The organism is Actinophytocola xanthii (assembly GCF_001921205.1).
GTDB classification, from domain to species: domain Bacteria; phylum Actinomycetota; class Actinomycetes; order Mycobacteriales; family Pseudonocardiaceae; genus Actinophytocola; species Actinophytocola xanthii.
Genome location: NZ_MSIE01000027.1, coordinates 53,566 through 76,914, shown reverse-complemented (window position 1 = coordinate 76,914; position 23,349 = coordinate 53,566). Strand labels below are relative to the sequence as shown.

At 72.7% G+C, this 23,349-nt stretch carries 29 protein-coding genes; 11 read left to right on the top strand and 18 right to left on the bottom strand.

Annotation, left to right across the window (positions count from 1 at the left end; genetic code table 11):
• Nucleotides 1-30 precede the first annotated feature (30 nt).
• Nucleotides 31-852, top strand: coding sequence for a DUF1206 domain-containing protein (locus tag BU204_RS15790; protein ID WP_075126433.1), 822 nt, complete (start codon nt 31-33; stop codon nt 850-852).
• Nucleotides 853-856: 4 nt separating this feature from the next.
• On the opposite strand, the gene BU204_RS15785 is transcribed toward BU204_RS15790, so the two are convergent.
• Nucleotides 857-1,912 carry an aldo/keto reductase gene (locus tag BU204_RS15785; protein ID WP_075126432.1) on the bottom strand — a complete coding sequence of 352 codons (1,056 nt, stop codon included), beginning with the start codon at nt 1,910-1,912 and terminating at the stop codon, nt 857-859.
• A 97-nt stretch (nt 1,913-2,009) separates the two neighbouring features.
• Here BU204_RS15785 and BU204_RS15780 point away from each other — a divergent pair, with 97 nt between their 5' ends.
• Nucleotides 2,010-2,459 (top strand): DUF4396 domain-containing protein, encoded by a 450-nt coding sequence (locus BU204_RS15780; RefSeq protein WP_075126431.1) that lies wholly within the window; start codon nt 2,010-2,012, stop codon nt 2,457-2,459.
• Here BU204_RS15780 and BU204_RS15775 read toward each other — a convergent pair.
• The 3 genes from BU204_RS15775 to BU204_RS15765 are packed head-to-tail and all read right to left on the bottom strand — an operon-like array spanning nt 2,456 to nt 5,555.
• Complete coding sequence (locus tag BU204_RS15775) at nt 2,456-3,187, bottom strand: ABC transporter permease (RefSeq protein WP_075126430.1); 732 nt, start codon at nt 3,185-3,187, stop codon at nt 2,456-2,458. The two genes, BU204_RS15780 and BU204_RS15775, sit on opposite strands and share 4 nt — an antisense overlap.
• Nucleotides 3,184-4,641 carry a DUF1349 domain-containing protein gene (locus BU204_RS15770; RefSeq protein WP_075126429.1) on the bottom strand — a complete coding sequence of 486 codons (1,458 nt, stop codon included), beginning with the start codon at nt 4,639-4,641 and terminating at the stop codon, nt 3,184-3,186. The genes BU204_RS15775 and BU204_RS15770 overlap by 4 nt, the downstream gene beginning before the upstream one ends.
• On the bottom strand, nt 4,638-5,555 hold the full coding sequence (locus BU204_RS15765; protein WP_075126428.1) for an ABC transporter ATP-binding protein: 918 nt from the start codon (nt 5,553-5,555) through the stop codon (nt 4,638-4,640). Before BU204_RS15765 ends, BU204_RS15770 begins: the two co-directional genes overlap by 4 nt.
• Nucleotides 5,556-5,677: 122 nt before the next feature.
• Here BU204_RS15765 and BU204_RS15760 point away from each other — a divergent pair, with 122 nt between their 5' ends.
• Genes BU204_RS15760 through BU204_RS15750 form a run of 3 tightly spaced genes read left to right on the top strand, consistent with a single transcriptional unit; the run spans nt 5,678 to nt 8,390 of the window.
• Nucleotides 5,678-6,931 (top strand): sensor histidine kinase, encoded by a 1,254-nt coding sequence (locus tag BU204_RS15760; protein WP_143229531.1) that lies wholly within the window; start codon nt 5,678-5,680, stop codon nt 6,929-6,931.
• Between the two features lie 22 nt (nt 6,932-6,953).
• Nucleotides 6,954-7,604, top strand: coding sequence for a response regulator (locus BU204_RS15755; RefSeq protein WP_075126427.1), 651 nt, complete (start codon nt 6,954-6,956; stop codon nt 7,602-7,604).
• A 9-nt stretch (nt 7,605-7,613) separates the two neighbouring features.
• Nucleotides 7,614-8,390 (top strand): enoyl-CoA hydratase-related protein, encoded by a 777-nt coding sequence (locus BU204_RS15750; RefSeq protein ID WP_075126426.1) that lies wholly within the window; start codon nt 7,614-7,616, stop codon nt 8,388-8,390.
• On the opposite strand, the gene BU204_RS15745 is transcribed toward BU204_RS15750, so the two are convergent.
• The 3 genes from BU204_RS15745 to BU204_RS15735 are packed head-to-tail and all read right to left on the bottom strand — an operon-like array spanning nt 8,377 to nt 9,408.
• Nucleotides 8,377-8,661 (bottom strand): barstar family protein, encoded by a 285-nt coding sequence (locus BU204_RS15745; RefSeq protein WP_075126425.1) that lies wholly within the window; start codon nt 8,659-8,661, stop codon nt 8,377-8,379. The genes BU204_RS15750 and BU204_RS15745 overlap by 14 nt on opposite strands.
• Before the next feature lie 4 nt (nt 8,662-8,665).
• Nucleotides 8,666-9,070, bottom strand: a complete 405-nt coding sequence (locus BU204_RS15740; RefSeq protein WP_075126424.1) for a ribonuclease domain-containing protein — start codon at nt 9,068-9,070, stop codon at nt 8,666-8,668.
• 17 nt (nt 9,071-9,087) lie between these two features.
• Nucleotides 9,088-9,408, bottom strand: a complete 321-nt coding sequence (locus tag BU204_RS15735; RefSeq protein WP_075126423.1) for a hypothetical protein — start codon at nt 9,406-9,408, stop codon at nt 9,088-9,090.
• Nucleotides 9,409-9,475: 67 nt separating this feature from the next.
• Between BU204_RS15735 and BU204_RS15730 the strand changes: the two genes are divergently transcribed.
• Both BU204_RS15730 and BU204_RS15725 read left to right on the top strand, forming a co-directional pair.
• Nucleotides 9,476-10,441 carry a zinc-binding dehydrogenase gene (locus BU204_RS15730; RefSeq protein ID WP_075126422.1) on the top strand — a complete coding sequence of 322 codons (966 nt, stop codon included), beginning with the start codon at nt 9,476-9,478 and terminating at the stop codon, nt 10,439-10,441.
• 6 nt (nt 10,442-10,447) lie between these two features.
• The gene (locus BU204_RS15725; RefSeq protein ID WP_075126421.1) at nt 10,448-10,891 is read left to right on the top strand and encodes an HD domain-containing protein; all 444 of its coding nucleotides are present in this window, start codon (nt 10,448-10,450) and stop codon (nt 10,889-10,891) included.
• Here BU204_RS15725 and BU204_RS15720 read toward each other — a convergent pair.
• Nucleotides 10,873-11,226 (bottom strand): MmcQ/YjbR family DNA-binding protein, encoded by a 354-nt coding sequence (locus tag BU204_RS15720; RefSeq protein ID WP_075126420.1) that lies wholly within the window; start codon nt 11,224-11,226, stop codon nt 10,873-10,875. The genes BU204_RS15725 and BU204_RS15720 overlap by 19 nt on opposite strands.
• 95 nt (nt 11,227-11,321) lie before the next feature.
• On the opposite strand from BU204_RS15720, the gene BU204_RS15715 reads away from it, so the two are divergent.
• Nucleotides 11,322-12,209, top strand: coding sequence for a phosphotransferase family protein (locus tag BU204_RS15715; protein WP_083661347.1), 888 nt, complete (start codon nt 11,322-11,324; stop codon nt 12,207-12,209).
• Nucleotide 12,210: 1 nt separating this feature from the next.
• On the opposite strand, the gene lepA is transcribed toward BU204_RS15715, so the two are convergent.
• The 9 genes from lepA to BU204_RS15670 form a co-directional block, all read right to left on the bottom strand.
• Complete coding sequence (gene lepA / locus BU204_RS15710; protein ID WP_075126419.1) at nt 12,211-14,055, bottom strand: translation elongation factor 4; 1,845 nt, start codon at nt 14,053-14,055, stop codon at nt 12,211-12,213.
• 88 nt (nt 14,056-14,143) lie between these two features.
• A complete protein-coding gene (locus BU204_RS15705; protein ID WP_075126418.1) occupies nt 14,144-14,830 on the bottom strand; it encodes a biliverdin-producing heme oxygenase in 687 nt (228 codons plus the stop codon).
• A 115-nt stretch (nt 14,831-14,945) separates the two neighbouring features.
• Nucleotides 14,946-15,761: a cytochrome c biogenesis protein CcdA gene (locus BU204_RS15700; protein ID WP_075126417.1), complete on the bottom strand. Its 816-nt coding sequence runs from the start codon at nt 15,759-15,761 to the stop codon at nt 14,946-14,948.
• Nucleotides 15,761-16,345 (bottom strand): redoxin domain-containing protein, encoded by a 585-nt coding sequence (locus BU204_RS15695; RefSeq protein ID WP_075126416.1) that lies wholly within the window; start codon nt 16,343-16,345, stop codon nt 15,761-15,763. Before BU204_RS15695 ends, BU204_RS15700 begins: the two co-directional genes overlap by 1 nt.
• A gap of 15 nt (nt 16,346-16,360) precedes the next feature.
• Nucleotides 16,361-17,044: a class I SAM-dependent methyltransferase gene (locus tag BU204_RS15690; RefSeq protein ID WP_075126415.1), complete on the bottom strand. Its 684-nt coding sequence runs from the start codon at nt 17,042-17,044 to the stop codon at nt 16,361-16,363.
• Nucleotides 17,041-17,307 carry an ArsR/SmtB family transcription factor gene (locus BU204_RS15685; RefSeq protein ID WP_075126414.1) on the bottom strand — a complete coding sequence of 89 codons (267 nt, stop codon included), beginning with the start codon at nt 17,305-17,307 and terminating at the stop codon, nt 17,041-17,043. Before BU204_RS15685 ends, BU204_RS15690 begins: the two co-directional genes overlap by 4 nt.
• Nucleotides 17,308-17,429: 122 nt before the next feature.
• Complete coding sequence (locus tag BU204_RS15680) at nt 17,430-17,975, bottom strand: hypothetical protein (protein ID WP_158073468.1); 546 nt, start codon at nt 17,973-17,975, stop codon at nt 17,430-17,432.
• Between the two features lie 302 nt (nt 17,976-18,277).
• Nucleotides 18,278-19,834, bottom strand: a complete 1,557-nt coding sequence (locus tag BU204_RS15675; protein WP_075126412.1) for a hypothetical protein — start codon at nt 19,832-19,834, stop codon at nt 18,278-18,280.
• Nucleotides 19,819-20,574, bottom strand: a complete 756-nt coding sequence (locus BU204_RS15670; protein ID WP_075126411.1) for an ABC transporter ATP-binding protein — start codon at nt 20,572-20,574, stop codon at nt 19,819-19,821. Before BU204_RS15670 ends, BU204_RS15675 begins: the two co-directional genes overlap by 16 nt.
• A gap of 65 nt (nt 20,575-20,639) precedes the next feature.
• On the opposite strand from BU204_RS15670, the gene BU204_RS15665 reads away from it, so the two are divergent.
• The 3 genes from BU204_RS15665 (at nt 20,640) to rpsT (ending at nt 22,203) form a co-directional block, all read left to right on the top strand.
• On the top strand, nt 20,640-21,578 hold the full coding sequence (locus tag BU204_RS15665; protein ID WP_075126410.1) for an SPFH domain-containing protein: 939 nt from the start codon (nt 20,640-20,642) through the stop codon (nt 21,576-21,578).
• A gap of 6 nt (nt 21,579-21,584) precedes the next feature.
• The gene (locus BU204_RS15660; protein WP_075126409.1) at nt 21,585-21,797 is read left to right on the top strand and encodes a hypothetical protein; all 213 of its coding nucleotides are present in this window, start codon (nt 21,585-21,587) and stop codon (nt 21,795-21,797) included.
• A 145-nt stretch (nt 21,798-21,942) separates the two neighbouring features.
• A complete protein-coding gene (gene rpsT, locus BU204_RS15655) occupies nt 21,943-22,203 on the top strand; it encodes a 30S ribosomal protein S20 (RefSeq protein ID WP_075126408.1) in 261 nt (86 codons plus the stop codon).
• A gap of 96 nt (nt 22,204-22,299) precedes the next feature.
• Here the strand turns inward: rpsT and holA are convergent, their stop codons facing one another.
• Nucleotides 22,300-23,277, bottom strand: a complete 978-nt coding sequence (holA, locus tag BU204_RS15650) for a DNA polymerase III subunit delta (RefSeq protein WP_075126407.1) — start codon at nt 23,275-23,277, stop codon at nt 22,300-22,302.
• Nucleotides 23,278-23,349: the final 72 nt, after the last annotated feature.

The following is a 23,349-nucleotide window of genomic DNA, read 5'->3' as shown; positions in this document are numbered from 1 at the left end:
GCGGATAGCGTTGTTCCCCGTGAGGTCCTCATGAAGGCGGCGGACGCCCCGGAGAAGGTGGCGAAGAGCCGGCCGTTGCAGGCCGTGGCCCGCATCGGCCTGGTGATCTACGGTGTGGTCCACCTGCTCGTCGCGTACCTCGCCGTGCAGGTCGCGACCGGTGACCCGCCCGCGGGCGGGGCCGGCGGAGCCGACAAGTCCGGTGCGCTCCAGTCGATCGCGAAGAACACCGGCGGCGACGTGCTGCTGTGGCTGATCGCCGTCGGGCTGGGCGTCAGCGCGCTCTGGCAGCTGGCCGAGGCGGTGTTCGGCACCCGCGCCAACCGTGCGGACCTGCTGCTGCGGGCCATGAACCTCGGCGAGGCTGTCCTGTTCGGCTACCTCGCCTACAGCGCCGCCAAGATCGCCGGCGGCTCCTCGGCCTCGTCCACCGACACCGCCCAGCAGGGCCTGGTCGGCGGGCTGCTGACCAAGTCCTGGGGCAAGCCGGTGGTCATCGCGCTCGGCGTGCTGGTCGTGCTCGCCGCGCTGCTGATCGCCCGGCACGGCCTGGCCAAGCGCTTCTGCCGCGAGCTCGACCTGGCCGGGACGAGCCGGACGACGCGGACGGCCGCGACCCGGCTCGGCCAGGTCGGTTACACCGCTCTGGGCGCGGTCTACGGCGGGGCGGGTGTGCTGCTCATCGTGGCCGCCGTCCAGGCGCAACCGAAGAAGGCCACCGGCCTGGACGCGGCACTGCGCACGCTCGCCGCCCAACCGTTCGGCACCGTGCTGCTGTTCCTGGTCGCCGCCGGCCTGACCGCGTTCGCGGCGTTCAGCTTCTTCGACGCCCGCTTCCGCAAGGCCGACTGAGCCCTCACCCCGTCGCCGCCGCGCGGTCGGTCACCGGGCGGCGGCGCCGCGCTGGTTCGGCCAGCGACGGGGGCAGCCACGCCCCGTCGGCCCGGTAGAGGTCGGTACCCGGCGGCACGATCTCGTCGATCCGGTCGAGCGTCGCGTCGTCGAGGGTGAGCGCCGCGCCCGCGAGCGTCGCCGTGAGCTGCTCCATCGTGCGTGGGCCGATGATCACCGAGGTGACCGCGGGGTGGGCCGCGCTGAACGCCACCGCCAGCTCCGGCAGCGTGACGCCGAGGTCGGCGGCGAGCTCGACCAGCCGCTCGAGCGCCTCGAACTTCGCGGCGTTGGCCGGGATCGACTCGTCGAACCGGCCGGGTGTCAGGCCGGCCCGGCCGGCGGTGAGGTCGACCGGGCGGCCGCGGCGGACCCTGCCGGAGAGGAACCCCGACGCGAGCGGGCTCCACACCAGCACGCCCATTCCCAGCCGCTGGCAGGTCGGCAGCACGGCGCGCTCGACCCCCCTGGCCAGCAGCGAGTAGGGCGGCTGCTCGGTGCGGAAGCGGTGCAGGCCCCGCGCGAGCGAGACGTGGTGCGCCTCGACGATGTCCTCGGCCGGGAACGCCGAGCAGCCGAACGCGCGGATCTTCCCCTGTCGCACCAGGTCGGTGAGGGCGGAGAGCGTCTCCTCGATGTCGGTGCGGTGGTCGGGCCGGTGAACCTGGTACAGGTCGATCCAGTCGGTGCGCAGCCGACGCAGGCTCTCCTCGACCTCCCGGACGATCCAGCGCCGCGAGTTCCCGCCCCGGTTCGGGCCCTCGCCCATGGGGAAGTGCACCTTGGTCGCGAGCACCACGTCGTCGCGCCGCCCCTCGAGCGCCTTGCCGACGATCACCTCGGACTCGCCGGCGGAGTACATGTCGGCGGTGTCGACCATGGTGATCCCCGCGTCGAGCGCGGCGTGCACGATGCGGACGCAGTCGTCGTGGTCGGGGTTGCCGACCGCTCCGAACATCATCGTCCCGAGGCAGTGGACGCTGACCTCGATGCCGGTCCCGCCGAGCGTGCGGTGGCGCATCTGGGCTCCTTTCCCTACGGCTGCGCGAGAACCTAGCTGCTGGAGCGCGCTCCAGGTCAAGTTGCCACATACCCCATAGGGGTATAAAGTCAGCGGTATGAACGAACAATGGAAGTCGGCCGTCAGCGCGACGCTGCACTGCCTCACCGGCTGCGCGATCGGCGAGGTCCTCGGAATGGTCATCGGAACGTCGTTGGGCTGGTCCACCGTGCCGACGGTGGTCCTCTCGGTCGCGCTCGCGTTCCTGTTCGGCTACTCGCTGACCATCCGCCCGGTGCTGCGCGCCGGCCTGGCCTTCGGCGCCGCCCTGTCGGTCACCCTCGCCGCCGACACGCTCTCGATCACCGTCATGGAGGTCGTCGACAACGCGATCATGGTGCTGATCCCCGGCGCGATGGCGGCCGGTCCGCTGTCGGTGCTGTTCTGGGTGAGCCTCGCGATCGCGTTCGCGGTGGCTTTCGTGGTGACGGTCCCGGTGAACAAGTGGCTGATCGGCCGGGGCAAGGGCCACGCCGTGGTGCACCAGTACCACCACACCCACCACTAGGACGCGTCCCGCAGCCGCAGGGCGGCCGCACCGGCCAGCAGCGCGGCCGAGGCCCAGGCCGCCAGCACCCCCAGGCCCTGCCAGGGCCCGATCGGCTGGCTCCCCAGGTCGACCGTGGCCTGGACCGCCAGGCCCGCGGTCATCGGGCTCCACTCCAGCAGCCGCTCACGCCAGTCCGGGTCCGAGACCAGCGAGGCGACGATCGGCGTCAGGAACAGCAGGCCGAGCACCAGACCGACGGCGGTGGCGGCGTCGCGGACGAGGGCGGCGACACCGACGCCCAGCAACCCGACCAGCGCCAGGTACAGCACCGACCCCACGGCGGCGCGCAGCACCGGCCCCTGGGCGATCGACAGGCCCTCCGGCAGCAGGGCGTCGCCCGCCGCAACCGAGGCGCCGACCGCGGCAGTCCCCCCGGCCACCGTGAGCATGCAGACCAGGAACGCCTTCGCCCGCAGGACGGCCAGCCGACGGGGCACGGCGGTCAGCGTCGTGCGGATCATGCCCGTGCCGTACTCGCCGCTCACGGTCGCCACGGCGAGGCCCACCACCGCCGCCTGCCCCAGTGTCACGCCGAGCAGGCTCGTCCTCGCCGGGTCGCCGCCCTCGGCCATGGAGCTCGCGGCGAGGACGCCGAGCAGCGGGGTGAGCGTGACGACGCCGGCGAGCAGCCAGGCGGTGCCGGGGACCGTCCACGCCTTCGTCCACTCCGCGTGCAGCGCGCTCACGCGTCCCTCCTGCGGGTCGCGATCGCGGCAAGCACGACGGCCACCGCCGCGTAGCCGCACAGGACCACGAGACCGCCCGTCGGGGACAGTGGGAAGTAGCCGTCCGCGGGCGTGTAGCTCGCGGCGACCTGCGGGTACTCCTCAACGCTCTGCTGGATGGCGAACGCCGCGGCCGGGGTGACGGTGACCAGCACCTCGGCGGGCCCCGTCGGCAGGACCGACGCGACAGCCAGCAGGTAGGGAAGGACGACGCCCACGACGACCGCTGTGACGGTGAGGGCACCGCGCCGCAGGAACATGCCGAGCGCGACCGCGAGCACGGCGGCCACCGCGAACAGCAGGCCCGTACCCAGCACCAGGCGCAGCTCGGTGAGCCACGTTGTCGGGTGCTGGAAGAAGCCCTCCGCCAGCTCGGCCCGCTCGACGAGCGGGAGCGCCAGCGCCGAGGAGACGGCCCCGACCACGAACGACAACCCGCCGACGACGACGGCCTTCGCGGCGAGTAGCTGACCCCGGCGCGGGTTCGCGGTGAAGCTGGTGCGGATGATGCCGCGCCGGTACTCGCTCGTCGCGAACAGGGCGGCGACGACGAGCACCGCGACCAGCCCCGCGAACGCGCCGACCAGCGCGTTCTCCGCGGTCTTGCCGAGGCTTCCGGCCGAGGCGGGAATCGGGGCGATGTCGCCGGTCCCGGTGATCGTGAGGTCGCCGCCGTCGTCGGTGAAGCCGACCTCGTGCTCGCGTGCCGGGTCGATGCCGACGGCAGTGCCGCGCCAGTCCTCCGCCGCGGCGCCGGTGGTGCGCACCTGGTCGAAGCTGGTGGTGGCGACGGTCGGGGCGCCCCTGTCCAACCGGCCGCCGAAGGTGTTGCTGGTCTCGAGGTGCTGCGGTGAGGAGACGAACATGCCGAGCTCGACCCGCTCGCCGAAGTCGAGCCGGACGGTGCCGACCGTGCTCCAGCGCCGCCCGTCCGAGGAGGTCTCGCCGGTCAGCGTGGTTCCCTCTCGGGTGAGTCGGAGCCACTGTCTGTCCTCGTCGGGCGACGGGCCGGCGATGTCCTCGGTGAAGTCGTACTGCATGCGCACGCCGTGGCCGCCGGTGAGCAGCACCGCCGCGTACCGCGAGCCGCTTGTGGTGCCCTCTTTGAGGAGCAGGCCGGCCTTGGCCCAGGGTTCGGCGTCCCGGAGCGCGCCGACCCGCGCTGTGACGCTGCCGTCGCCGGTGAGGGTCCGGTGTACGAAGTAGAACGTGTCGAACACCGGCGTGCCGTCCGGTCCGATGGGCGGGGTGTTGCCGCGGCACTGCGCTCCGTTGGGACCAGCGCAGTCGAAGCTGCTGCCGAGCGGACCCAGAAGTCCGATCAGGACGGTCAGTGGGATCGCTGTGAGCAGGCCGATGACCCAGCCGCGGACGGTGCGGAACTTGGTCCACTCGGCCCTGATCGAGTTCGTCACGAGCCGGCCGCCCGGAACTCGACGGCCTCGCGGGTCAGCTCCATGTAGGCCTCCTCCAGGGATGCGCGGTGCGGGCTCACCTCGGTGAACGGCACGTCGTTCGCGTTGAGCGCGGCGACGACCCCCGCGGCGGCGAGCCCGCTGACGGTGAGGCTGTCCGCCCCGGTGGCGGCGACCGTGGCACCGGCGGCGGCGAGCACGGTCATCGCCGGGGTCCGCGCGGTGGTGCGCAGACAGACCCGGTCCCCCGACGCCGCGGCGATGAGCGCGGCGACGCTCGTGTCGGCGATGACCCGCCCCCGCCCGACGACGAGCAGGTGGTCCGCGGTGTCCTGCAGCTCGCTCATCAGGTGACTCGACACCAGGACGGCGCGGCCCTCGGCGGCCTTCTGCCGCAGGAAGGTCCGCATCCAGACGATGCCCTCCGGGTCCATCCCGTTGAACGGCTCGTCGAGCATGAGGACCGGCGGGTCTCCCAGCAACGCCGCGGCGATGCCGAGCCGCTGGCGCATGCCCAGGGAGAACCCGCCGGCCCTGCGCCGCGCGGCGGAGGCGATCCCGGTGAGGTGGATGACCTCCTCCACCCGGCTCGCCGGCAGGCCCTGGGAATGGGCGAGCCACCGGAGGTGGTTGCGCGCCGAGCGCGACGGCTGGAGCGCGCCGGCGTCGAGCAACGACCCGACGTGCTCGAGGGGTCGCCGCAGCTCGCGGTAGGGCCGACCGCCGACGTGCGCGTGCCCGGCGTCCGCTGAGTCCAGATCCAGAATGACGCGCATGGTGGTGGACTTGCCCGCCCCGTTGGGCCCGACGAACCCGGTGACCTGCCCGGGGGTGACGGTGAAGGACATCCCGTCCAGGGCGGTGGTCCCCCCGAACCGCTTCCGCACCCCGACGACCTCGATGGTGGCTTCCATGCCCTGGGAGGTTATGGACCGGCGGGCCCCCCGTCGTCCCGGCACGGAGCGATCCCGCCCGCACCCGGGAGGTAGCTCGCGGGAGTGACGCCAGCACGCGCACCAGCGGAGAGAATGGCGCCATGCCCCCGGACGGCCCCGACCATCCCCACTCCGACGAGCTGTCCACAGCCCGCCCCGCGCACCCCCCGAACCGTCGGCCCCACCCGGTAACGTGGAAACCGGGGGGCCCCCGGGAGCGCCGCCGCGAACCTCGCCGCCGGACCTCCGACGCCCCCGCGAACCAGGCGACCGCCCCCCTCCCGCCACTCACCGCGGAAGCGGCCCGGGCAGCGGCCTTCCTCCTCGGGCTCGGCGCGTTCGGCGAGGCGTTGGCGCGAGTGCTCACCGCCGGCGCCGGTCTCCAGTTCGGGGTCTTCCTCTGCCTGCTCGCGCTCGCCGGCACCGTCTCCGTCGGACTGTTCCCACCGGGGCCCGCGGCCCTTCTCGTGGCTGCGGCCGGGTTTCTCTCCCTCGCCCTGCCGCAGGTGCTCACCGTCGGCGCGGCGGTGGCGCTCCTCGTCGGGCTCGTGCGGGTCGGCACGGTATGGGCCCAGGCGTTGGTCCTCCCGTTCGTCGTGCTCGCGGTGACGCGTCCGACCGCCATGACCGTGCTCCTCGGCGCGCTGGCCCCCGCCGCCGCCTGGGCCGGCGTCGCCGCGCGCGCTCGGCGGGAGGCGCTGCTGCACCGGGCCGCCCGGCAGGCCGTCGCCGCCGCGGTCGTGGAGCACACCGCCCGCGGCGAACGGGCGCGGATCGCGCGGGAGCTGCACGACGTCGTCGCCCACCACATCTCGATGATCGCGGTGCAGGCCGAGACCGCGCGGCTGACCACGCCGGACCTCCCTCCCCTTGGCGCGCAACGGTTCTCCGAGATCGGGGAACGGGCACGCAGCGGGCTCACCGAGATGCGGCGGCTGCTCGGCGTGCTCCGGGACGGCACCGAGACCGCAGCGCTCCGGCCCCAGCCCGGGCTCGGCCAGCTCGTCGACCTCCTCGACGACGCGCGCCAGTCGACGGGTGCGCGGCTCATCGTCTCCGGACCACCCGTCCCGCTGGAACCCGGTGTCGAGCTGGCCGCGTACCGGATCGTGCAGGAGGCGCTCACCAACGCCCGCCGGCACGCCCCCGGCGCCGCGGTCGACGTGGAGCTGCGCTACGGCACGGAACTGCGGGTGCGCGTCCGGGACAACGGGCCGGGCCCGGCGACCGCCGCGGGGCACGGACTGGCGGGGATGCGCGAGCGCGCGACCGCGGTCGGTGGCACGCTGCGGGCGGGCCCGCTCACCCTCGGCGGGTTTCTCGTCGAGGCGGTGCTCCCCCTGCCGGCCCCGTGAGACGCGGATGAGCGGAGCGAGCATGGACCCGATCACGATCGTCGTCGCGGACGACCACGAGGTCGTGCGTACGGGGTACGCCGCCCTGCTCGACACCCAGCCCGACTTCGCCGTCGCGGGAACGGCCAGCGACGGCGACGAGGCCGTGGCCCTCTGCCGGGAGCACCGGCCGGACGTCGTGCTGATGGACGTCCGCATGCCCCGGATGGACGGCATCGAGGCCACCCGTCGCCTGGCCGACGGTCCGCGCGTGCTCATCCTCACCACGTTCGACCTCGACGAGTACGTCTACGACGCCCTCCGAGCCGGCGCCAGCGGGTTCCTGTTGAAGGACGTCACCGCCGAGCGCCTGTTCGACGCGGTCCGGTTGGTCGCCGTCGGCGAGGCGCTGCTCGCCCCGACCGTCACCCGCCGCCTGATCGGCGAGTTCGCCCGCCTGCGCCCGCGGCCCCGGCCACCCGAGCTGGCCGCCCTCACCCCGCGCGAGACCGAGGTCCTGCGGCTCGTCGCGGAGGGACTGTCCAATCCGGAGATCGCGCGGCGCCTGGTGGTCACCGAGGAGACGGTGAAGACCCACGTCAGCCGCATGCTCGGCAAGCTCGGACTGCGTGACCGGACCCAGGCCGTGGTGGCCGCCTACGAGTCCGGCCTGGTCGTGCCGGGAGGCCGATAGCATCCAGGCATGGCTGAGCTGGTGCGCTACTCGACGGACAACGGTGTCGCGACGATCACCCTGGACTCCCCGCACAACCGCAACGCGCTGTCGGCGGTGCTGCGCCGGGAGCTGCGCGAGCACCTCGGCGCGGCCGTCGCGGACGACGCGGTGCGGGTGGTCGTGCTCGACCACACCGGTCCGGTGTTCTGCGCGGGCATGGACCTCAAGGAGGCCGGCACCGCCGGCTCGACCACGGCCGGGGTGAACGAGTTCCCGGAGATCCTGACCCAGATACTCACCAGCCCCAAGCCGGTGGTGGCCAAGCTGGCCGGACCGGCCAGGGCAGGCGGTGTCGGCATCGTCGCCGCGGCCGACATCGCGGTCACTGTCGACACCGCGACGTTCGCGTTCACCGAGGTGCGGCTGGGTCTGGTGCCGGCGGTGATCTCGGTGACCGTGCTGCCGCGGCTGCTGCCCCGGGCGGCGCACGAGCTGTTCCTCACCGGCGAGACGTTCGACGCCGCCCGCGCCGTCCACATCGGGCTGGTCAACGCCGCGGTGCCGGCCGACGGGCTCGACGCCGAGGTCCGGCGCTACACCGACATGCTGGTCCTGGGCGGCCCCACCGCGTTGGCGGCCACCAAGCGGATGCTGCGCCAGTCCAGGCCGGTGGACCCGGCAGAGGGCTTCGCCGAGATGCTCGAGCTGTCCGCCGGCTTCTTCGCCGGCGCCGAGGGGCAGGAGGGCATCGCCGCCTTCGCCCAGAAGCGCCGCGCCTCCTGGGTGCCGGTCACCGACCGGTGAGCTCGGCGCGGAACCGTCCGGGCACCGCCGCGTCGCGCAGCACGTCGTCGAGTGCCCGGTAGGTCCGCGGGTCGGCCTCGGCCAGCACCTCCGGGTGCCGCCACACCAGCACGTGCTCCCCGGGCGGCAGCCAGGACAGGTCCCGCAGGCAGTCGTACAGCGCGTCGAGGTTCGCCCCGAACCAGTCCGGGAACGACAACGCGGCCGCGACCGCGGCCATGAACTCGGCCTTCGTGCGGATCCCGGTGCCGTCGATCGTGTGCTCGGTCACGCCGTCACCGCTCCGGGTCCACGACGACGAAGGACTCGTAGTGGTCCTCGGTGTAGTACAGCTCACCCTCGCGTCCGGTCACCAGCCGGCGGGCGCCGCGGTCCTCGCTCCCGGGCGTCGCGACCGTGTACTCGCGGTAGTAGGCCGACCCCTCGCTGGGCAGCAGGCGCTCCCGGTTGCCGAACACGGTGCCGTCCTCGTCGTGCGGAAAGGGTCCACCCCGCTCGATCCGGCGCCAGGTGCCCTCCGCCTCCTGGGGCAGGTCGGACAGCGCGCGCACGGGCAGCCCGGAGTCCGCGCCCGGGAGCACCGGCTCCTCGTCGACCGCCAGCCCCCGGACGAACCAGCCCACGAGCACCAGCGCGACGAGTCCGGCCAGGGCGACCCTGATGCGACGAGAGGACCCCACGGCCCCAGCCTAGGAAATCACCTGCCGGCCGACGCGGCGGGCACCCGCTGCTCGTCCCCGTCCCCCTCGCTGCCGTCCTCCTCGCTGCCGGCCTCCTCGACCATGACCTCCGGGGCGAGCTCCGGAGCGACCTCGAGGACCGGTGGAGCCGAGCCCAAGGGGCGGTCGTCGGCGGGTGAGGGACCGAACAGGGCCGCCGCGTGGTCGATGACCCGGTCGATGAACCAGGCGACGACCAGGCACAGCGGCGCGAGAACGGCCATGACGAGGGCGAACTGGAAGGGGAATGCCAGACCGAGCACCCACAGCTCGACGCCGTTCCACCAGTCCGACAGCATGGCTCCCAGACTAGACCTTCGCCACGTCACGGGTTGGCACACCGGCGAAGTGGGTAAGTTTCGAGGCATGTTCGCCGTCTACGCCGCCGAGGCCAACCCGGAACAGCCGCTCGAGGCGCTGCGGGTGGGCGAGCGGCCGGACCCGGAGCTGCCGCGGGGCTGGGTGGCCGTGTCGGTGCGGGCGGCGTCTCTGAACATGCACGACCTGTGGACGCTGCGCGGGGTCGGCATCAAGGCCGACCAGTTCCCGATGGTCCTGGGCTGCGATGGCGCCGGCGAGCTCGCGGACGGCACCCCGGTGGTGGTGCACGGCGTGGTCGGCGACGCCTCGGTCTACGGCGACGAGACGCTGGACCCGCGCCGAACGCTGCTCACCGAGAAGTACCAGGGCACCTTCGCCGACACGGTGGTCGTGCCCGAGCGCAACGTCCTGCCCAAGCCCGAGGAGCTCTCGTTCAGCGAGGCGGCGTGCATGGGCACCGCCTGGCTGACCGCCTACCGGATGCTGTTCACCAAGTCGGGCCTGCGCCCCGGGCAGACGATGCTCGTCCAGGGCGCGTCGGGCGGGGTGTCGACGGCCCTGGTGGCGTTGGGCCGCGCGGCCGGCATGCGGGTGTGGGTGACCGGCCGCAGCGAGGAGAAGCGCGCCCTGGCCGCACGCCTGGGCGCCCACGAGACGTTCGAATCCGGCGAACGGCTGCCCGAGCGGGTGGACGCCGTGTTCGAGACGGTCGGCAAGGCGACCTGGGGTCACTCGATGCGCTCGGTCCGACCGGGCGGCACCATCGTCGTGTCCGGCTCGACCAGCGGCCCGGACCCGAGCGCGGACCTGCAGCGGCTGTTCTTCACCCAGATCCGGGTCGTGGGGTCGATGATGGGAACCCGGGACGAGCTGGCCGACCTGCTGGACTTCTGCCGGCTGAGCGGAATCCGGCCGCAGATCGGCACCGAGCTGCCCATGACCGACGCGCCCTCGGGATTCGCCCAGATGCTCGCCGGCGAGACCGCCGGGAAGATCGTCTTCACTCGATGAGGTCAGATGCGCACGTTCACGCTGGATGACGCCATCCAGTTGGCCCGACGCGCCCACGAGGGGCAGCTGGACAAGTCGGGCCGGCCCTACATCGCCCACCCGCTGCGGGTGATGGGCGGGGTCACCGGAACCCACCAGCGGATGACCGCCGTACTGCACGACGTGGTCGAGGACACCGACGTGACCCTCGACGACCTCGCCCGGCTGGGTTGCCCGCCGGAGGTGCTCGCAGCGGTCGCCGCGATCAGCAAGGAGCCGGACGAGCCGCAGCAGCGCTACCTGGACCGGGTGAAGGCGAACCCGATCGCGCTGGCCGTCAAGCGCGCGGACATCGCCGACAACATGTCCGCCGACCGCATGGGCCGGCTCGACGACGCGACCCAGGAGCGGCTGCGGCGCAAGTACCACGAGGCGTTGCGGCACCTGGACGGTCAGCCCTCGTCGAGCTGAGCCACCAGCTTCTTCGGCGCGACCGTGCGGTAGGCGTCGGTGACGATCTCGGCGATCTCGTCCCAGTCCGGCTCGACGTCGAGGTACACGCCGAGCCAGCCCCGGTGTCCGACATAGGGCGGCCGGAAGAAGCGCTCGGGCGAGGCCGCGACCAGCTCCTCGGCGACCCCCGGCGGCGCGGCGCACCAGAACGCGAGCCGGGCGTCGTGGTGGTGGTCGGCGTAGGAGACGAACGCCCGGCGCACGAACCAGGTCGGCTCGCCGTGGCTGAGCTTCTCGGTGACCTCGGGCAGCCGCGTGCACAACGCCCGCAACCGGGACAGCGGATCGGTCATGCCCGCACCGTAGCCGCTCTCGAACTAATCTCAGGTCGCTGGTCTTCCAGTGAATAATTCGAGGTCAGATGCCCTGCCCCACCTAGGATGCGGCCATGCGGACCAGGTGGGGAAGCCAGGTGCGGGCAGTGGTGGAGCGCCATCTGCCGGACGTGCCGGTGGAGTCGGTGCTGATGCTGGGAACGGGGAGGGAGAACACGGCCTACGAGGTGAACGGCAGCCTTGTGGTGCGCTTCAGCACCGAGCCCGACCCCGCCCGGCGGTCCGACCTGGTGGAGAACGAGGCCCGGCTGCTGTCGATGGTCGCGGCGATCTCGCCGGTCCCCGTCCCCGTGCCGCGGTTCGTCGACCCGTCCGCCGGCTGCCTCGCCTACGACAAGCTCCCGGGCACCCCGCTGCTGGCCGTCCCGCCGGCCGAGTCCGCACCCCACGCGGAGGGCGTCGCCGCCGAGCTCGGCTCGCTGCTCGCCGCGCTGCACGCGGTACCGCTGGAGCGGGCGGCCGTGCTGGTCGCCCCGGACGAGTTCGCGCCGAGCGCCTGGCTGCGGGAGGCCGCGTCGTTCCAGGCGGTGTGCGGCGAGCAGGTCCCGGCCGCGCACCGGGAGGCCGTCCGGCGCTTCCTGGCCGCGCCGCCGCCCGTGGCCGGCTACGAGCCGGTGTTCTCCCACAACGACCTCGGCATCGAGCACGTCCTGGTGGACGAGGCGACCTGGCGGATCAGCGGGGTCATCGACTGGAGCGACGCCGCCATCGTCGACCCCGCCTTCGACTTCGGCAAGCTCCTGCGGGACCTCGGCCCCGGCGCCCTGATCACGGCCCTGCGGCACTACGACCGAGGGGACACCGCCCGCCTCGCCGAGCGGGCGACGTTCTACGCGCGGTGCACCGTGTTCGAGGACCTCGCCCACGGCCTCGCCACCGACCAGGAGGCCTACGTCGCCAAGTGTCGTGCCTCGCTCACCTGGCTCTTCCCGGACCAGTGAGCTACTTCTTGGCCTTGGCCTTGTCCGGCTCGTCGGTGGACAGCGCGGCGACGAAGGCCTCCTGGGGGACCTCGACCCGGCCGACCATCTTCATCCGCTTCTTGCCTTCCTTCTGCTTCTCCAGCAGCTTGCGCTTGCGGGTGATGTCACCGCCGTAGCACTTCGCCAACACGTCCTTGCGGATCGCGCGAACGGTCTCGCGGGCGATCACCCTGGAGCCGATCGCGGCCTGGATCGGGACCTCGAACTGCTGGCGCGGGATCAGCGTGCGCAGCTTGGCCGCCATCCTGGTGCCGTAGGAGTAGGCCGCCTCCCGGTGCACGATCGCCGAGAACGCGTCCACCGGCTCACCCTGGAGCAGGATGTCGACCTTCACCAGGTCGGCGCTCTGCTCCCCCGCCGGCTCGTAGTCCAGCGAGGCGTAGCCGCGGGTGCGGGACTTCAACGCGTCGAAGAAGTCGAAGATGATCTCGCCGAGCGGCATCGTGTAGCGCAGCTCGACCCGGTCGGTGGACAGGTAGTCCATGCCGCCGAGCACGCCGCGCCTGCTCTGGCAGAGCTCCATGATCGCGCCGATGTAGTCGCTGGGCGCGATCACCGTGCACTTCACCACCGGCTCGTAGACCGCGGCGACCTTGCCCTCCGGCCAGTCCGACGGGTTGGTCACCGTCGTCTCGCCGCCGTCGTCGAGATCGACCCGGTAGACCACGTTGGGCGCGGTGGAGATCAGGTCGAGGTCGGCCTCGCGCTCCAGGCGCTCGCGGACGATCTCCAGGTGCAGCAGGCCCAGGAACCCGCACCGGAACCCGAAGCCGAGTGCGGCGGAGGTCTCCGGCTCGAAGCTCAGCGCGGCGTCGTTGAGGCGCAGCTTGTCCAGGGCCTCCCGCAGGTCGGCGTAGTCCGAGCCGTCGACCGGGTAGAGGCCCGAGTAGACCATCGGCCTCGGCTCGCGGTAGCCCGCGAGCGGCTCGGTGGCGCCGCGGCGCTCGCTGGTCACCGTGTCGCCGACCTTGGACTGCCGGACGTCCTTCACACCGGTGATCAGGTACCCGACCTCGCCGACGCCCAGGCCGGCGCTCGGCTTGGGCTCCGGCGAGATGATGCCGACCTCGAGCAGCTCGTGGGTTGCCCCGGTGGACATCATTCGGATCCGCTGCCGGGGGGTGATCTTCCCGTCCACCACCCGGATGTAGGTCACCACGCCGCGGTAGGTGTCGTAGACCGAGTCGAAGATCATCGCTCGGGCCGGTGCGTCGTCGACTCCCGTGGGCGCCGGCACCAGGCGGACGATCTCGTTGAGCAGCTCCCGCACGCCCTTGCCGGTCTTGGCCGAGACCCGCATCACGTCCGAGGGCTCGCAGCCGACGATGTGGGCGAGCTCGGCGGCGTACTTGTCCGGGTCGGCCGCCGGCAGGTCGATCTTGTTGAGCACCGGGATGATCGTGAGGTCGTTCTCCATCGCGAGGTACAGGTTCGCCAGCGTCTGCGCCTCGATCCCCTGCGCCGCGTCGACCAGCAGGATCGCGCCCTCGCAGGCCTCGAGCGCGCGGGAGACCTCGTAGGTGAAGTCGACGTGCCCGGGGGTGTCGATCATGTGCAGGACGTGGTCGCGGCCGCCGACCTGCCAGGGCAGCCGGACGTTCTGCGCCTTGATCGTGATGCCGCGCTCCCGCTCGATGTCCATCCGGTCGAGGTACTGCGCGCGCATCGCCCGCTCCTCGACCACCCCGGTGAGCTGCAGCATCCGGTCGGCCAGGGTCGACTTGCCGTGGTCGATGTGCGCGATGATGCAGAAGTTCCTGATCACGTCGGGATCAGTGAACGTCGTGTCGGCGAACGTAGTCACTCAGGTTCCTCGGGTGTCATGCGGATACGACACATCGTCCCATGCCGGCTCCGGTGCTCGGGGCGGCACCGGTGACACCCTGGGCGAGTCAGGCGCTGCGGGAGCCGGTCCAGCCGACCTCGAGCGCCTTGCCGAGGTCGTCGAACACCCCTCGGTTGAGCCGGAACGCCTCGTTCGCCTCGGCCAGCAGGTTCTCCTGTTCGTGGGCGTCCCACGGCAGGCCGTCCAGCAGCTCCCGGTAGCGGTCCTTGAACAGCTTTGGCTTCGCCACCCGGTCGAACACGTAGAAGCGGACGCCGTCGGTGGTGAGGTCGTAGACCGAGCGGAGCCGGCGGCGGATGATCTGGCCGCCGGACAGGTCACCCAGGTAGCGGGTGTAGTGGTGGGCGAGGAACGCGCTGGCGGAGTCGAAGCACACCGCACGCAGCCGGTCTGCGTACCGGCGGGTGGCCGGCAACGGGTCGAGCCCCTCGCGCCACCCCGGACCGGCCAGCCACTCGAGGTCGGCCTCGAGCGCGCCGCAGCGGACCAGGTCGTCGGAGACGAACGGACCCACGACCGCGTCCCCGCGCCAGGCCTCGCCCGCCTCCTCGAGCACCCGGTAGAACAGGTAGCTCTGGCCGAGCAACGCGGTGTAGGCGTCGCGGTGGAGGCGCCCGTCGAGCAGCGCCGCGACGAACGGTGCGGACTCGGTCCGCTCGTGCTCCTCCCGCGTCGCGTTCTTCAGCCGCGCGGACAGGGGCTCGGCGGGCTGGCGCTCATCGGACAGAACCACGTCGCCACCCGTCTCTCGTCAAGGTAAGGCTGCCCTTACCGATTACTGCTCCCGCTCAAACTACCCGGACGAGGGACCTGGCGACCAGCCTTGCGGGGGAGATCGACACGAGGCGTCAACGAGCGCGGAGCCGGCGGCGGAGCACGACGGCCAGCCCGAGCAGCACCGCGAGCAGCACCAGCAGCGTGACCACGAGCGGCACCGGCCCGACCGCGAGCAGCAGGTCGGCGAGCTCCGCCTGCGCCTCGCCCACGGCCCCCAGCACCGGGTCCCCCGGGGACCCGCCGAGGTGCAGCACGCGCAGCTCGTGGAACCCGTAGTAGCCCACGTAGGCCCCGGTCAGCACGAGCAACGCCCCACCGGCCCTGGTGACGTACGGCAGTGCCCGCTGGAGGGCGCCGACCAGGGCGGTGCCGGCCAGCGCCGTCGCGACCGCGAGCACCGCGACGACCAGCCCCATGCCCAGCGCGTAGGCGCCGAACGCGAACAGCGAGCCGGCCCGGACGGCGACCCCCGCCGCCGCCAGGAACGGCCCGATCGAGCAGGACAGCGACGCCACCGCGAACGCCACCCCGTAGCCGAGCATCGAGACCAGCCGCGTGCCGGGCGCTCCCCCCACCGGGCTCGGCACCAGCACGCGCAGCTCCCGACCGGCCAGCAGCAGTACCCCGAGCACCACCAGGAGGAGACCCACCAGCACGGTCACCAGGGGCAGCCAGCGCTGCAGCGCTGCCGCGAGCGGCGCGGTGAGCAGCCCGAACACCCCGAACACGGCGACGAACCCGGCGGTCATCACGCCGCTGGCGGCGAGCGCCCGCGCCGGGCGGTCCCCGGCGACCAGGGCCAGGTACCCGGGCAGCATCGCGAAACCGCAGGGGTTCACCGCCGCGAGCATGCCCGCCCCAAGCGCGAAGGCCAGGTCACCCCCCATCAGCGCAGGGCACGAACCCGGGCGAGCAGCTCCTCGGGCTCGAGCAGCTCGGTCTCGACGGTGACCTCGCCGCGAGAGTCGACGAAGGCGTAGGCCGGCTGGTAGGCGACCTCGAACCGGTTCCAGACCGCGAGATCCTCGTCGGCGAGGTGGGTGAAGCCGTCGAGCCCGTACTGGTCGACGAACTCCCGCATCGCGGGGACCTCGTCCTGCGCGGCGACGCCGACGAAACGCGCCCCGCCGGTGCGTGCCGCCTGGGCGATCGTGGGCGCCTCGGCCTGGCAGGTCGGGCACCACGGCGCCCAGAACCAGAGCACGGCGGGCCCGCCCAGCAGGTCGGCGCCGTGGAAGACGTGGCCGTCGAGGGTCTTGGCCTCGAACCGCAGCAGCTCGGGGACCTCCTCCGGGGCGGGCGGCTCGGAGACGGCGTCCGGCGCCGGCGCGGGCTTCGCCGCCCCCGTGGTCGCCGGTGCGGTGCTCGTGGGCGCGGGCGCCTCCGGACCGGCCTCGCGTTGCTCGCCGCCGCAGGCAGTGAGCAGCAGTGCCACCGCCAGGCCGCTCGCCACCAGCGCCGCGCGGGTCATGGCCACACCTCCGGGTCAGCTCTCGTCGCGGGGCCCATCATGCCGCGTGCCGCGTCTGGTCGCGACGAAGTGCACGACCGCGCCGGACCGCAGGATCCGGTCCACCCGCAGGTGGGCCGCGGCCAGCCAGCCACCGAGATCGGCGGGTGTGCCGCCCGGACCGAACAGCCCCAGGCGGCGCAGCACGGCGAGCGCGAGGTCCTGGCGCACCCCGGCGCCGGAGACGACCAGGTCCCCGACGAGGCGCCCGCCCGGGCGCAGGCACCGGGCCAGCTCGCGCACCGCCCGCGCCGGGTCGGGCAGGCAGTGCAGCCCGTTCAGGCACAGGCAGCTGTCGAACGCGCCGGTCGCGAACGGCAGGCGGGTGAGGTCCGCCCTGGCCAGCGCGACCCCGGTCGTCCATGACCTCGCGGCCAGGCGCCGGGTCCGGGCCAGCATCGCCGGGGACACGTCCGCGCCGACGTACCGGACGTCCTGGCCACGGCGCAGCCCGCGCAGGGCGATCCCGCCCCCGCAGGGCACGTCCAGGACGGAGCTACCGGCGGGCAGGTCGGCGAGCCCGCGGACCGTGCGGTGGAGGTGTCGGACGTCGGTGCCCCACAGCAGCCACCCGGCGGGTACGGCCAGCCACGGCCGCTGCACGCCGAAGTCGTAGACGGCGCCGGGTACCCGCCCGGCGGCCGTGGCCCAGGTGCTCATGACTCATCTTTAGCCCCGGCGACGGTCTCCAGCGCGCGGATGAGGACCGCCACGTCCACCGAGGCCAACCCGTATCGCCCGTCGATCCCGGCGCTGACCAGGCCCGACTCCCCGAGCTCCTCGAGGTGGTCGAGCACCTCGGCGGTGCCCGTGCGGGCGACCAGCTCGCCGAGCGAGGCGTTGCCGTCGGCGAGCACGCGCAGCACGGCGAGGCGCCCCCGGGAGGCCAGCGCGAAGGCCACGTCGTAGACCCGCTCGTCCATGCGCACCGCCGGTTCGAAGGATGTCGATAGGAGTCGGAGAAAACCTCGCCAGACGGGAGAACGCCTTCCCGGCGCGGGTGGCGTCGGGAAGGCGTCGATCGGGTTCGGTCGCGGGGAAGGGATTACTTCCAGCCGAGGTCGGTGAGGTCGAGGACGGTGCGCGCCGTGGGGTTCGCGCCGCCCTCCGGAGCCAGCACCACCACCTGCTCGTCCTTGGCGACGGTGCCGATCTTGTCGTCCCCGTTCACGGTGGTCCTGCCGTCCACGGCGTAGGTCTCGGTGAAGCCGTCGACGCTGCGCACGGCGAGGGAGGTGCCGTTGACCGAGGTGACGGTGCCCTTCTGGACGAGCATCGTGGTGGAGCCGCCGCCCTCGGTGGCGAGGACGATCTCGGCGTGGGAGAGGTCCTCGACGTTCAGGTCCTCGAGGGCCTGGAACAGGCCGGCGCCGCCCCAGGGGCCGCCTCCCCAGTCGCCCCGGTCGTGCCCGGCCCACGGCGGGCCGTCGTGCTCCTCGGTCGGTGCTGGTTCGTTCGAGGGCTGCTCGTTCGAGGCGGCGGCCGCGATCCCGAAGGCGCCGACGCTCACCACGGCGGCAACGGCCACCCCGAGGCCGATGCGCCAGCCAAGACGCCTGGACTTGTCGCTCATCGTGTGTCGCTCTCCCATCGGGTTCTCCGGTAACCCCATGGTCGCCGCGATCAGCGGCGTACGCGTCGGACGCTCGGCGAGATCTCGTCTACGCGTACGGCGGTAGCACGCGGGTGGCGGCGTACTCCTGGCGGAGTACCACTGCCCTCACCCACCCCGACGAACACGCCGGCCGACGCCACCACACAGCGCAACCCATCCACCCGGAGCCACCTCGGTGAGGGTCACCCGCACAGCCGCCGGCCCTCCCCGAGCCACCCAACACGAGCGGCTCCCCGGCCGGCCGGAGTCCGACCGGCCCGGGAGCTGGCCCAGCCGGCTCACACGTGCTTGGCCACGACCGCGAGCAGCTCCGGTCCCCGCTCGGCGAGCCGCCGGGCCGCGATCCGGCCCCACCACCACCAACAGAGCACGCCCACCGCGACCCCCGTCGGCACGCCGAGCCACTCCAGGGGTGCCACCCCGGAACCCAGCCACACCACCGCCACCACGGGCAGGGCGACCACGGCCAGCAGCAGCGTGATCGCCAGCTGGAGCAGGACCCGCAGCAGGCCCGGGTTGTTGCCGGCCGAGAACGGGTTCGCGCGCTGGTCGGGCAGCGGGTAGGCGGTGAACACCGACAGCAGGACGACCAGCCCGGACCCGCCGCCGGCCAGGGCCGGCGCGAGCGCGAGCACCCAGGGGTACGTGGCCGGCTCGGTGAGCGCGGGCAGCACGACGACCAGCACAGCGGCCACCGGCGTGATCAGCAGCAGCCAGGCCAGCTGCCGCCCGCGCACGTCGGCCGCGGCCGCCTCCGGCGTGACCAGCGTGAGCCACAGGGCGCTGCCGTCCATCCCGTACAGGTTTCCGGCGAGCAGGCAGCCCACCGTCATCACCACGAGCCCCGTGAAGGGGATCCCCCCGCCGCCCTCGCCCTGCAGGGCCGGCGGCACCGAGGCGACCAGGGCGACGATCACCGCGGACAGCAGCGCCACCCGCCGGCGCGGGTCGCGAAACCAGGTACGCAGCTCCTTGGCCACGACGGCGCCGACCGGCGTGGCGGGCAGCCGGCGCGCGACGGACCCGCTCCCGCGGGCCGAGGGGCCCACGTTGACCGGGACCCGAGTGGTGCGTCGGTGCAGCAGCACCCCCCAGACCGCGAGCAACCCGCCGCCGAGCACGACCAGCCCGGCGAGGGCGGCAAGCACCAGCGGCCACTCCCCGCGCCCGGCGGCGTCCACCGCGACCGGCCCCCAGCCCGAGGGCACCCAGCGCAGCACGGCCGTCAGGGCCGGTGAGTCCCCGTCGACCACCACCGGCCCCAGCGTCTGGACGAGCGCCTGGGCGAAGAAGACCATCACCCCGACCAGGGCAGCGAGCAGCACGCCGAGGTCGCGGCCACGGCGGGACTGGAGCGCCGCGCCGAGTCCCGCCATCGCCACCCGGGACAGCAGCACCGCCAGCGCCAGCTGCAGCGGCAGTGCCAGGACGGCGACCACGACCGCCGGCAGGGAGCCGGCGGCGTGCACGACCAGGGCGCAGAACGCGAGCGCGGTGACGATCGCCGGCACCCCGAGGAAGGCCGCTCCGAGCAGGCCCGCGGCCAGCTGCCGCGGGGTGAACGGGAGCAGGGCGAAGTGCTCCGGGCGCAGGGTCTCGTCCCCACCGCCGGTGAACAGCGGGGCGAACAGCCACCCCAGGGTCCAGAGCAGGAGCAGCCCGGCGAGCACGTCGGTGTCGACGCCGGGGGTGGGGAAGTCGGCTGCTGCGACAAGAACGGTGAGCACCGCCGCGAGCAGCCCCAGGATCGCGCCGCCGACGGTGAGCACGGCCTCCTTGCCACGCAGCGAGTGCCGCAGCACCCGCCACTTCATCCGGATCAGGACTCCAACCACGACAGCCCCTCCGTTCCACCGGTGCGCCCGCCCACGATGTGCACGAAGGCCTCCTCGAGGCTGGTCTCGCCGCGCACCTGCGCCACCGGCCCGGCCGCCACCACCCGGCCCCTGCTGATCACGGCGACGTGCGAGCACAGCTGTTCGACCAGCGCCATCACGTGGCTGGACAGGACCACCGCGCCGCCAGCGGCGACGAAGCGCTGCAGGATCGTGCGGATGGTGGCGGCCGAGACGGGATCGACAGCCTCGAACGGCTCGTCGAGCACGAGCAGCTTCGGCGCGTGCAGCAGGGCCGCGGCCAACCCGATCTTCTTGCGCATGCCCGCCGAGTAGTCGATCACCAGGCGGTTGCGGGCGTCGGCGAGCTCCAGGACCGTGAGCAGCTCGTCGACGCGGGCGGCCACGGTCGCGGCGGGCAGGCCGCGCAGCAGGCCGAGGTAGGTGAGCAGCTCGGCGCCGGTGAGGCGCTCGGGCAGGGACATGCCGTCGGGCAGCACGCCGACCAGTGCCTTGGCCCGCGACGGGTCCTCCCAGACGTCGACGCCGAGGATGCGCGCGGTGCCGGCGTCGGGACGCAGCAGTCCGACGGCCATCGAGAGCGTGGTGGTCTTGCCGGCCCCGTTCGGGCCGACGAGCCCGAAGAAGGAGCCGGTGGGAACGGAGAGGTCGATGTGGTCGACCGCGACGGTCCGGTCGAACCGCTTGAGCAGTCGTGTGAGCCCCAGTGCGTCGGTCATGGCGCTGAGTCTACTTAATGTGATATCACTTTGATAGTCACCGGAACCGACCCGCAGGGGGCGCCATGAGCCAGCTCGAATCGTTCGAAACACCGATGCCGCCGCCGCACATCCGTGAGCGGCCGGCGTTCGGCACCGGGGGGATGCCGATGCTCGGCGTCGCGGTGCTGCTCGAGCTGGCGGGGATCGCGCTGGTGTTGGTGGGGGTGCTGGACCTGGTCCGGGGTGGGGAGGAGACCACGCTGCCGGTCGCGCTGGTCGTGGCCGGCAGCGTGGCCATCCTGGGCGGGGGCGTCGTCGGGGTGGGCCTGATCATGGTCGCGCCCGGTGAGGCACAGGTGATCCAGTTCCTGGGCCGGTACGTGGGGACGGTGCGGGAGGACGGGTTGCGATGGATCAACCCGTTCACGTTCCGGCGCAAGATCTCCACCCGGATCCGCAACCACGAGACCGCGGTGACGAAGGTCAACGACGCCGACGGCAGCCCGATCGAGATCGCGGCGGTGGTGGTGTGGCGGGTGACCGACACCGCGCGGGCGGTGTTCGAGGTGGACGACTACATCGAGTTCGTGAACATCCAGACCGAGACCGCGGTCCGGCACATCGCGACGTCCTACCCCTACGACGCCCACGGCGAGGACCAGCTGTCGCTGCGCCAGAACACGACGGCGATCACCGATCAGCTGTCGGAGGAGATCGGGGCGAGGGTGGAGTCGGCCGGGGTGGAGGTGATCGAGTCGCGGATCACGCACCTGGCGTACGCGCAGGAGATCGCCGGTGCGATGCTGCGCCGCCAGCAGGCGGGTGCGGTCGTGGCGGCACGGCAGCGGATCGTGGAGGGGGCGGTCGGCATGGTGCAGCTGGCACTGAACCAGCTGGCCGAGCATGAGGTGGTGGACCTGGACGAGGAGCGCAAGGCGGCGATGGTGAGCAACCTGCTGGTGGTGCTGTGCGGGGACCGAGACACCCAGCCCGTGGTCAATGCCGGTTCCCTGTACAACTGAGGACCCGTGGCCGAACGGAAGAAGATCCTGCTCCGGCTGGACCCCGCGATCCACGACGCGGTCACCAGGTGGGCAGGCGACGAGCTGCGCAGCACGAACGCGCAGATCGAGTTCCTCCTCCGCATGGCCCTGGCGCAGGCCGGACGCCTACCCGACAACGCCGGTGGCCCCCCACGCCGCGGCCGTCCTCCCAAGGCCGAGCCCGACGACCAGGAGTGAGGCAGCTCCGGTCGGCCTCGAGCCCGCTGTTAGGATCGTTCCTCGTGCCGTGTGGCATTCCGCCCAGGAGGAAGCTCGCCGAGCAGGCGAGGCCACACCTACCGCGGCACACATCTTCTACGAGCGATACCCGAGGAGCCTTCCCGTGGCCAACATCAAGTCCCAGATCAAGCGCATCAAGACGAACGAGAAGGCGCGCCAGCGCAACAAGGCGGTCAAGTCCTCGGTGAAGACGGCGATCCGCAAGTTCCGCGAGGCGGCCGAGGCCGGCGACAAGGAGAAGGCGGTGGAGCTGCTGAAGGACGCGAGCCGCAAGCTCGACAAGGCCGCCAGCAAGGGCGTGATCCACGACAACCAGGCCGCCAACAAGAAGTCGGCGATGGCCAAGCGCGCCCAGCAGCTCTGAGCTGAGCTTCTCCCGCACTGAGCGTTCCACGGTGCCGGCCGCCCACCCGGGCGGCCGGCACTGTGCTTTTCCAGCACTGTGCTCCGCGCGAGGACGTCAGGTGCGGCGGCGAGCCTCCGCGAGACGGAGAACGGCATGCTGGAGTGCGTAGTCCGCGTCCACCGCGACACCCTTGACCTCGGCGTTCACCGCCGCCACGACCTGCATCGCGACCACAAGGCCGGCCGGGTGCCAGCCGCGGGACTGGGAGAGCGCCTTGCGCACCTTCCAGGTCGGCATGCCCAGCTCCGACGACAACCGGTAGGGGTCGGCCCGGCCAGCGCCGGCCACCCGCGCGACGGTGCGGACCGCGTCGGCCAGGGCGTCGGCTACGAGCACGTGTGGGACGCCGAGTTGCATGGCCCAGCGCAACATCTCGAGCGCACCCGCGACATCCCCGGTCACCGCCTTCTCCGCCACGGCGAACCCGGTCACGTCGGCCCGGCCGCGGTGGTAGCGACGCACCTCCTCGGCGGTTACCTGGCCCCCGGTGTCGGCCACCAACTGCGCCGCGGCCGAAGCCAGCTCACGCAGGTCCGAGCCGACCGAGTCGATCAAGGTGCTGATCGCGTCGGCGTCGGTCTTGCCCCCGGCACGGCGGATCTCGTTGCGGACAAAGGCTTCCCGGTCCCCGGGCTTGGTGATCTTCGGGCACTCGACGAGGTGGGCACCGGCCGAGCGCAGAGCCGCCACCAGATCCTTGCCCGGCTTGCGCCCACCGCCGTTGTGTAGCACGACCAGCTGCACGCTGTCGGCCGGTTCCTTGAGGTACGCGGTGACCGCGGCGGCGATGTCCTTGCCCGCGTCGTGAGCGTTCTCGAGCACGATCACCCGTCGCTCCGCGAACAGCGACGGGCTGACCAGCTCCACGAGCTCGGGCGGCGTGATGTCCGAGATCTTCACCCGGGTGAGCTCCGCGCTCGGGTCGGCCAGCTTGCTCGCCTCCACCGCCGCCCGTACCGCGCGTTCCACCAGCAGCTCCTCGTCGCCGAGCACGAGCTGCAGGGCGGGCGGGGTCACGGCGGGCGCCTTCACGCGGCCATCCTCGCACCACCGCTCCCGCCGGCGCGCGAGGTGGGGGCCGAACGCGGCTAATCACTCAGCGCA

Bases quoted from the DNA above. Each gene is read 5' to 3' on its own strand.
- BU204_RS15790 (WP_075126433.1), top strand. From the start codon at position 31: ATGAAGGCGGCGGACGCCCCGGAGAAGGTGGCGAAGAGCCGGCCGTTG.
- BU204_RS15785 (WP_075126432.1), bottom strand. From the start codon at position 1,912: ATGCGCCACCGCACGCTCGGCGGGACCGGCATCGAGGTCAGCGTCCAC.
- BU204_RS15780 (WP_075126431.1), top strand. From the start codon at position 2,010: ATGAACGAACAATGGAAGTCGGCCGTCAGCGCGACGCTGCACTGCCTC.
- BU204_RS15765 (WP_075126428.1), bottom strand. From the start codon at position 5,555: ATGGAAGCCACCATCGAGGTCGTCGGGGTGCGGAAGCGGTTCGGGGGG.
- BU204_RS15760 (WP_143229531.1), top strand. From the start codon at position 5,678: ATGCCCCCGGACGGCCCCGACCATCCCCACTCCGACGAGCTGTCCACA.
- BU204_RS15755 (WP_075126427.1), top strand. From the start codon at position 6,954: ATGGACCCGATCACGATCGTCGTCGCGGACGACCACGAGGTCGTGCGT.
- BU204_RS15750 (WP_075126426.1), top strand. From the start codon at position 7,614: ATGGCTGAGCTGGTGCGCTACTCGACGGACAACGGTGTCGCGACGATC.
- BU204_RS15735 (WP_075126423.1), bottom strand. From the start codon at position 9,408: ATGCTGTCGGACTGGTGGAACGGCGTCGAGCTGTGGGTGCTCGGTCTG.
- BU204_RS15730 (WP_075126422.1), top strand. From the start codon at position 9,476: ATGTTCGCCGTCTACGCCGCCGAGGCCAACCCGGAACAGCCGCTCGAG.
- BU204_RS15725 (WP_075126421.1), top strand. From the start codon at position 10,448: ATGCGCACGTTCACGCTGGATGACGCCATCCAGTTGGCCCGACGCGCC.
- BU204_RS15720 (WP_075126420.1), bottom strand. From the start codon at position 11,226: ATGACCGATCCGCTGTCCCGGTTGCGGGCGTTGTGCACGCGGCTGCCC.
- BU204_RS15715 (WP_083661347.1), top strand. From the start codon at position 11,322: ATGCGGACCAGGTGGGGAAGCCAGGTGCGGGCAGTGGTGGAGCGCCAT.
- BU204_RS15700 (WP_075126417.1), bottom strand. From the start codon at position 15,761: ATGGGGGGTGACCTGGCCTTCGCGCTTGGGGCGGGCATGCTCGCGGCG.
- BU204_RS15695 (WP_075126416.1), bottom strand. From the start codon at position 16,345: ATGACCCGCGCGGCGCTGGTGGCGAGCGGCCTGGCGGTGGCACTGCTG.
- BU204_RS15690 (WP_075126415.1), bottom strand. From the start codon at position 17,044: ATGAGCACCTGGGCCACGGCCGCCGGGCGGGTACCCGGCGCCGTCTAC.
- BU204_RS15685 (WP_075126414.1), bottom strand. From the start codon at position 17,307: ATGGACGAGCGGGTCTACGACGTGGCCTTCGCGCTGGCCTCCCGGGGG.
- BU204_RS15680 (WP_158073468.1), bottom strand. From the start codon at position 17,975: ATGGGAGAGCGACACACGATGAGCGACAAGTCCAGGCGTCTTGGCTGG.
- BU204_RS15670 (WP_075126411.1), bottom strand. From the start codon at position 20,574: ATGACCGACGCACTGGGGCTCACACGACTGCTCAAGCGGTTCGACCGG.
- BU204_RS15665 (WP_075126410.1), top strand. From the start codon at position 20,640: ATGAGCCAGCTCGAATCGTTCGAAACACCGATGCCGCCGCCGCACATC.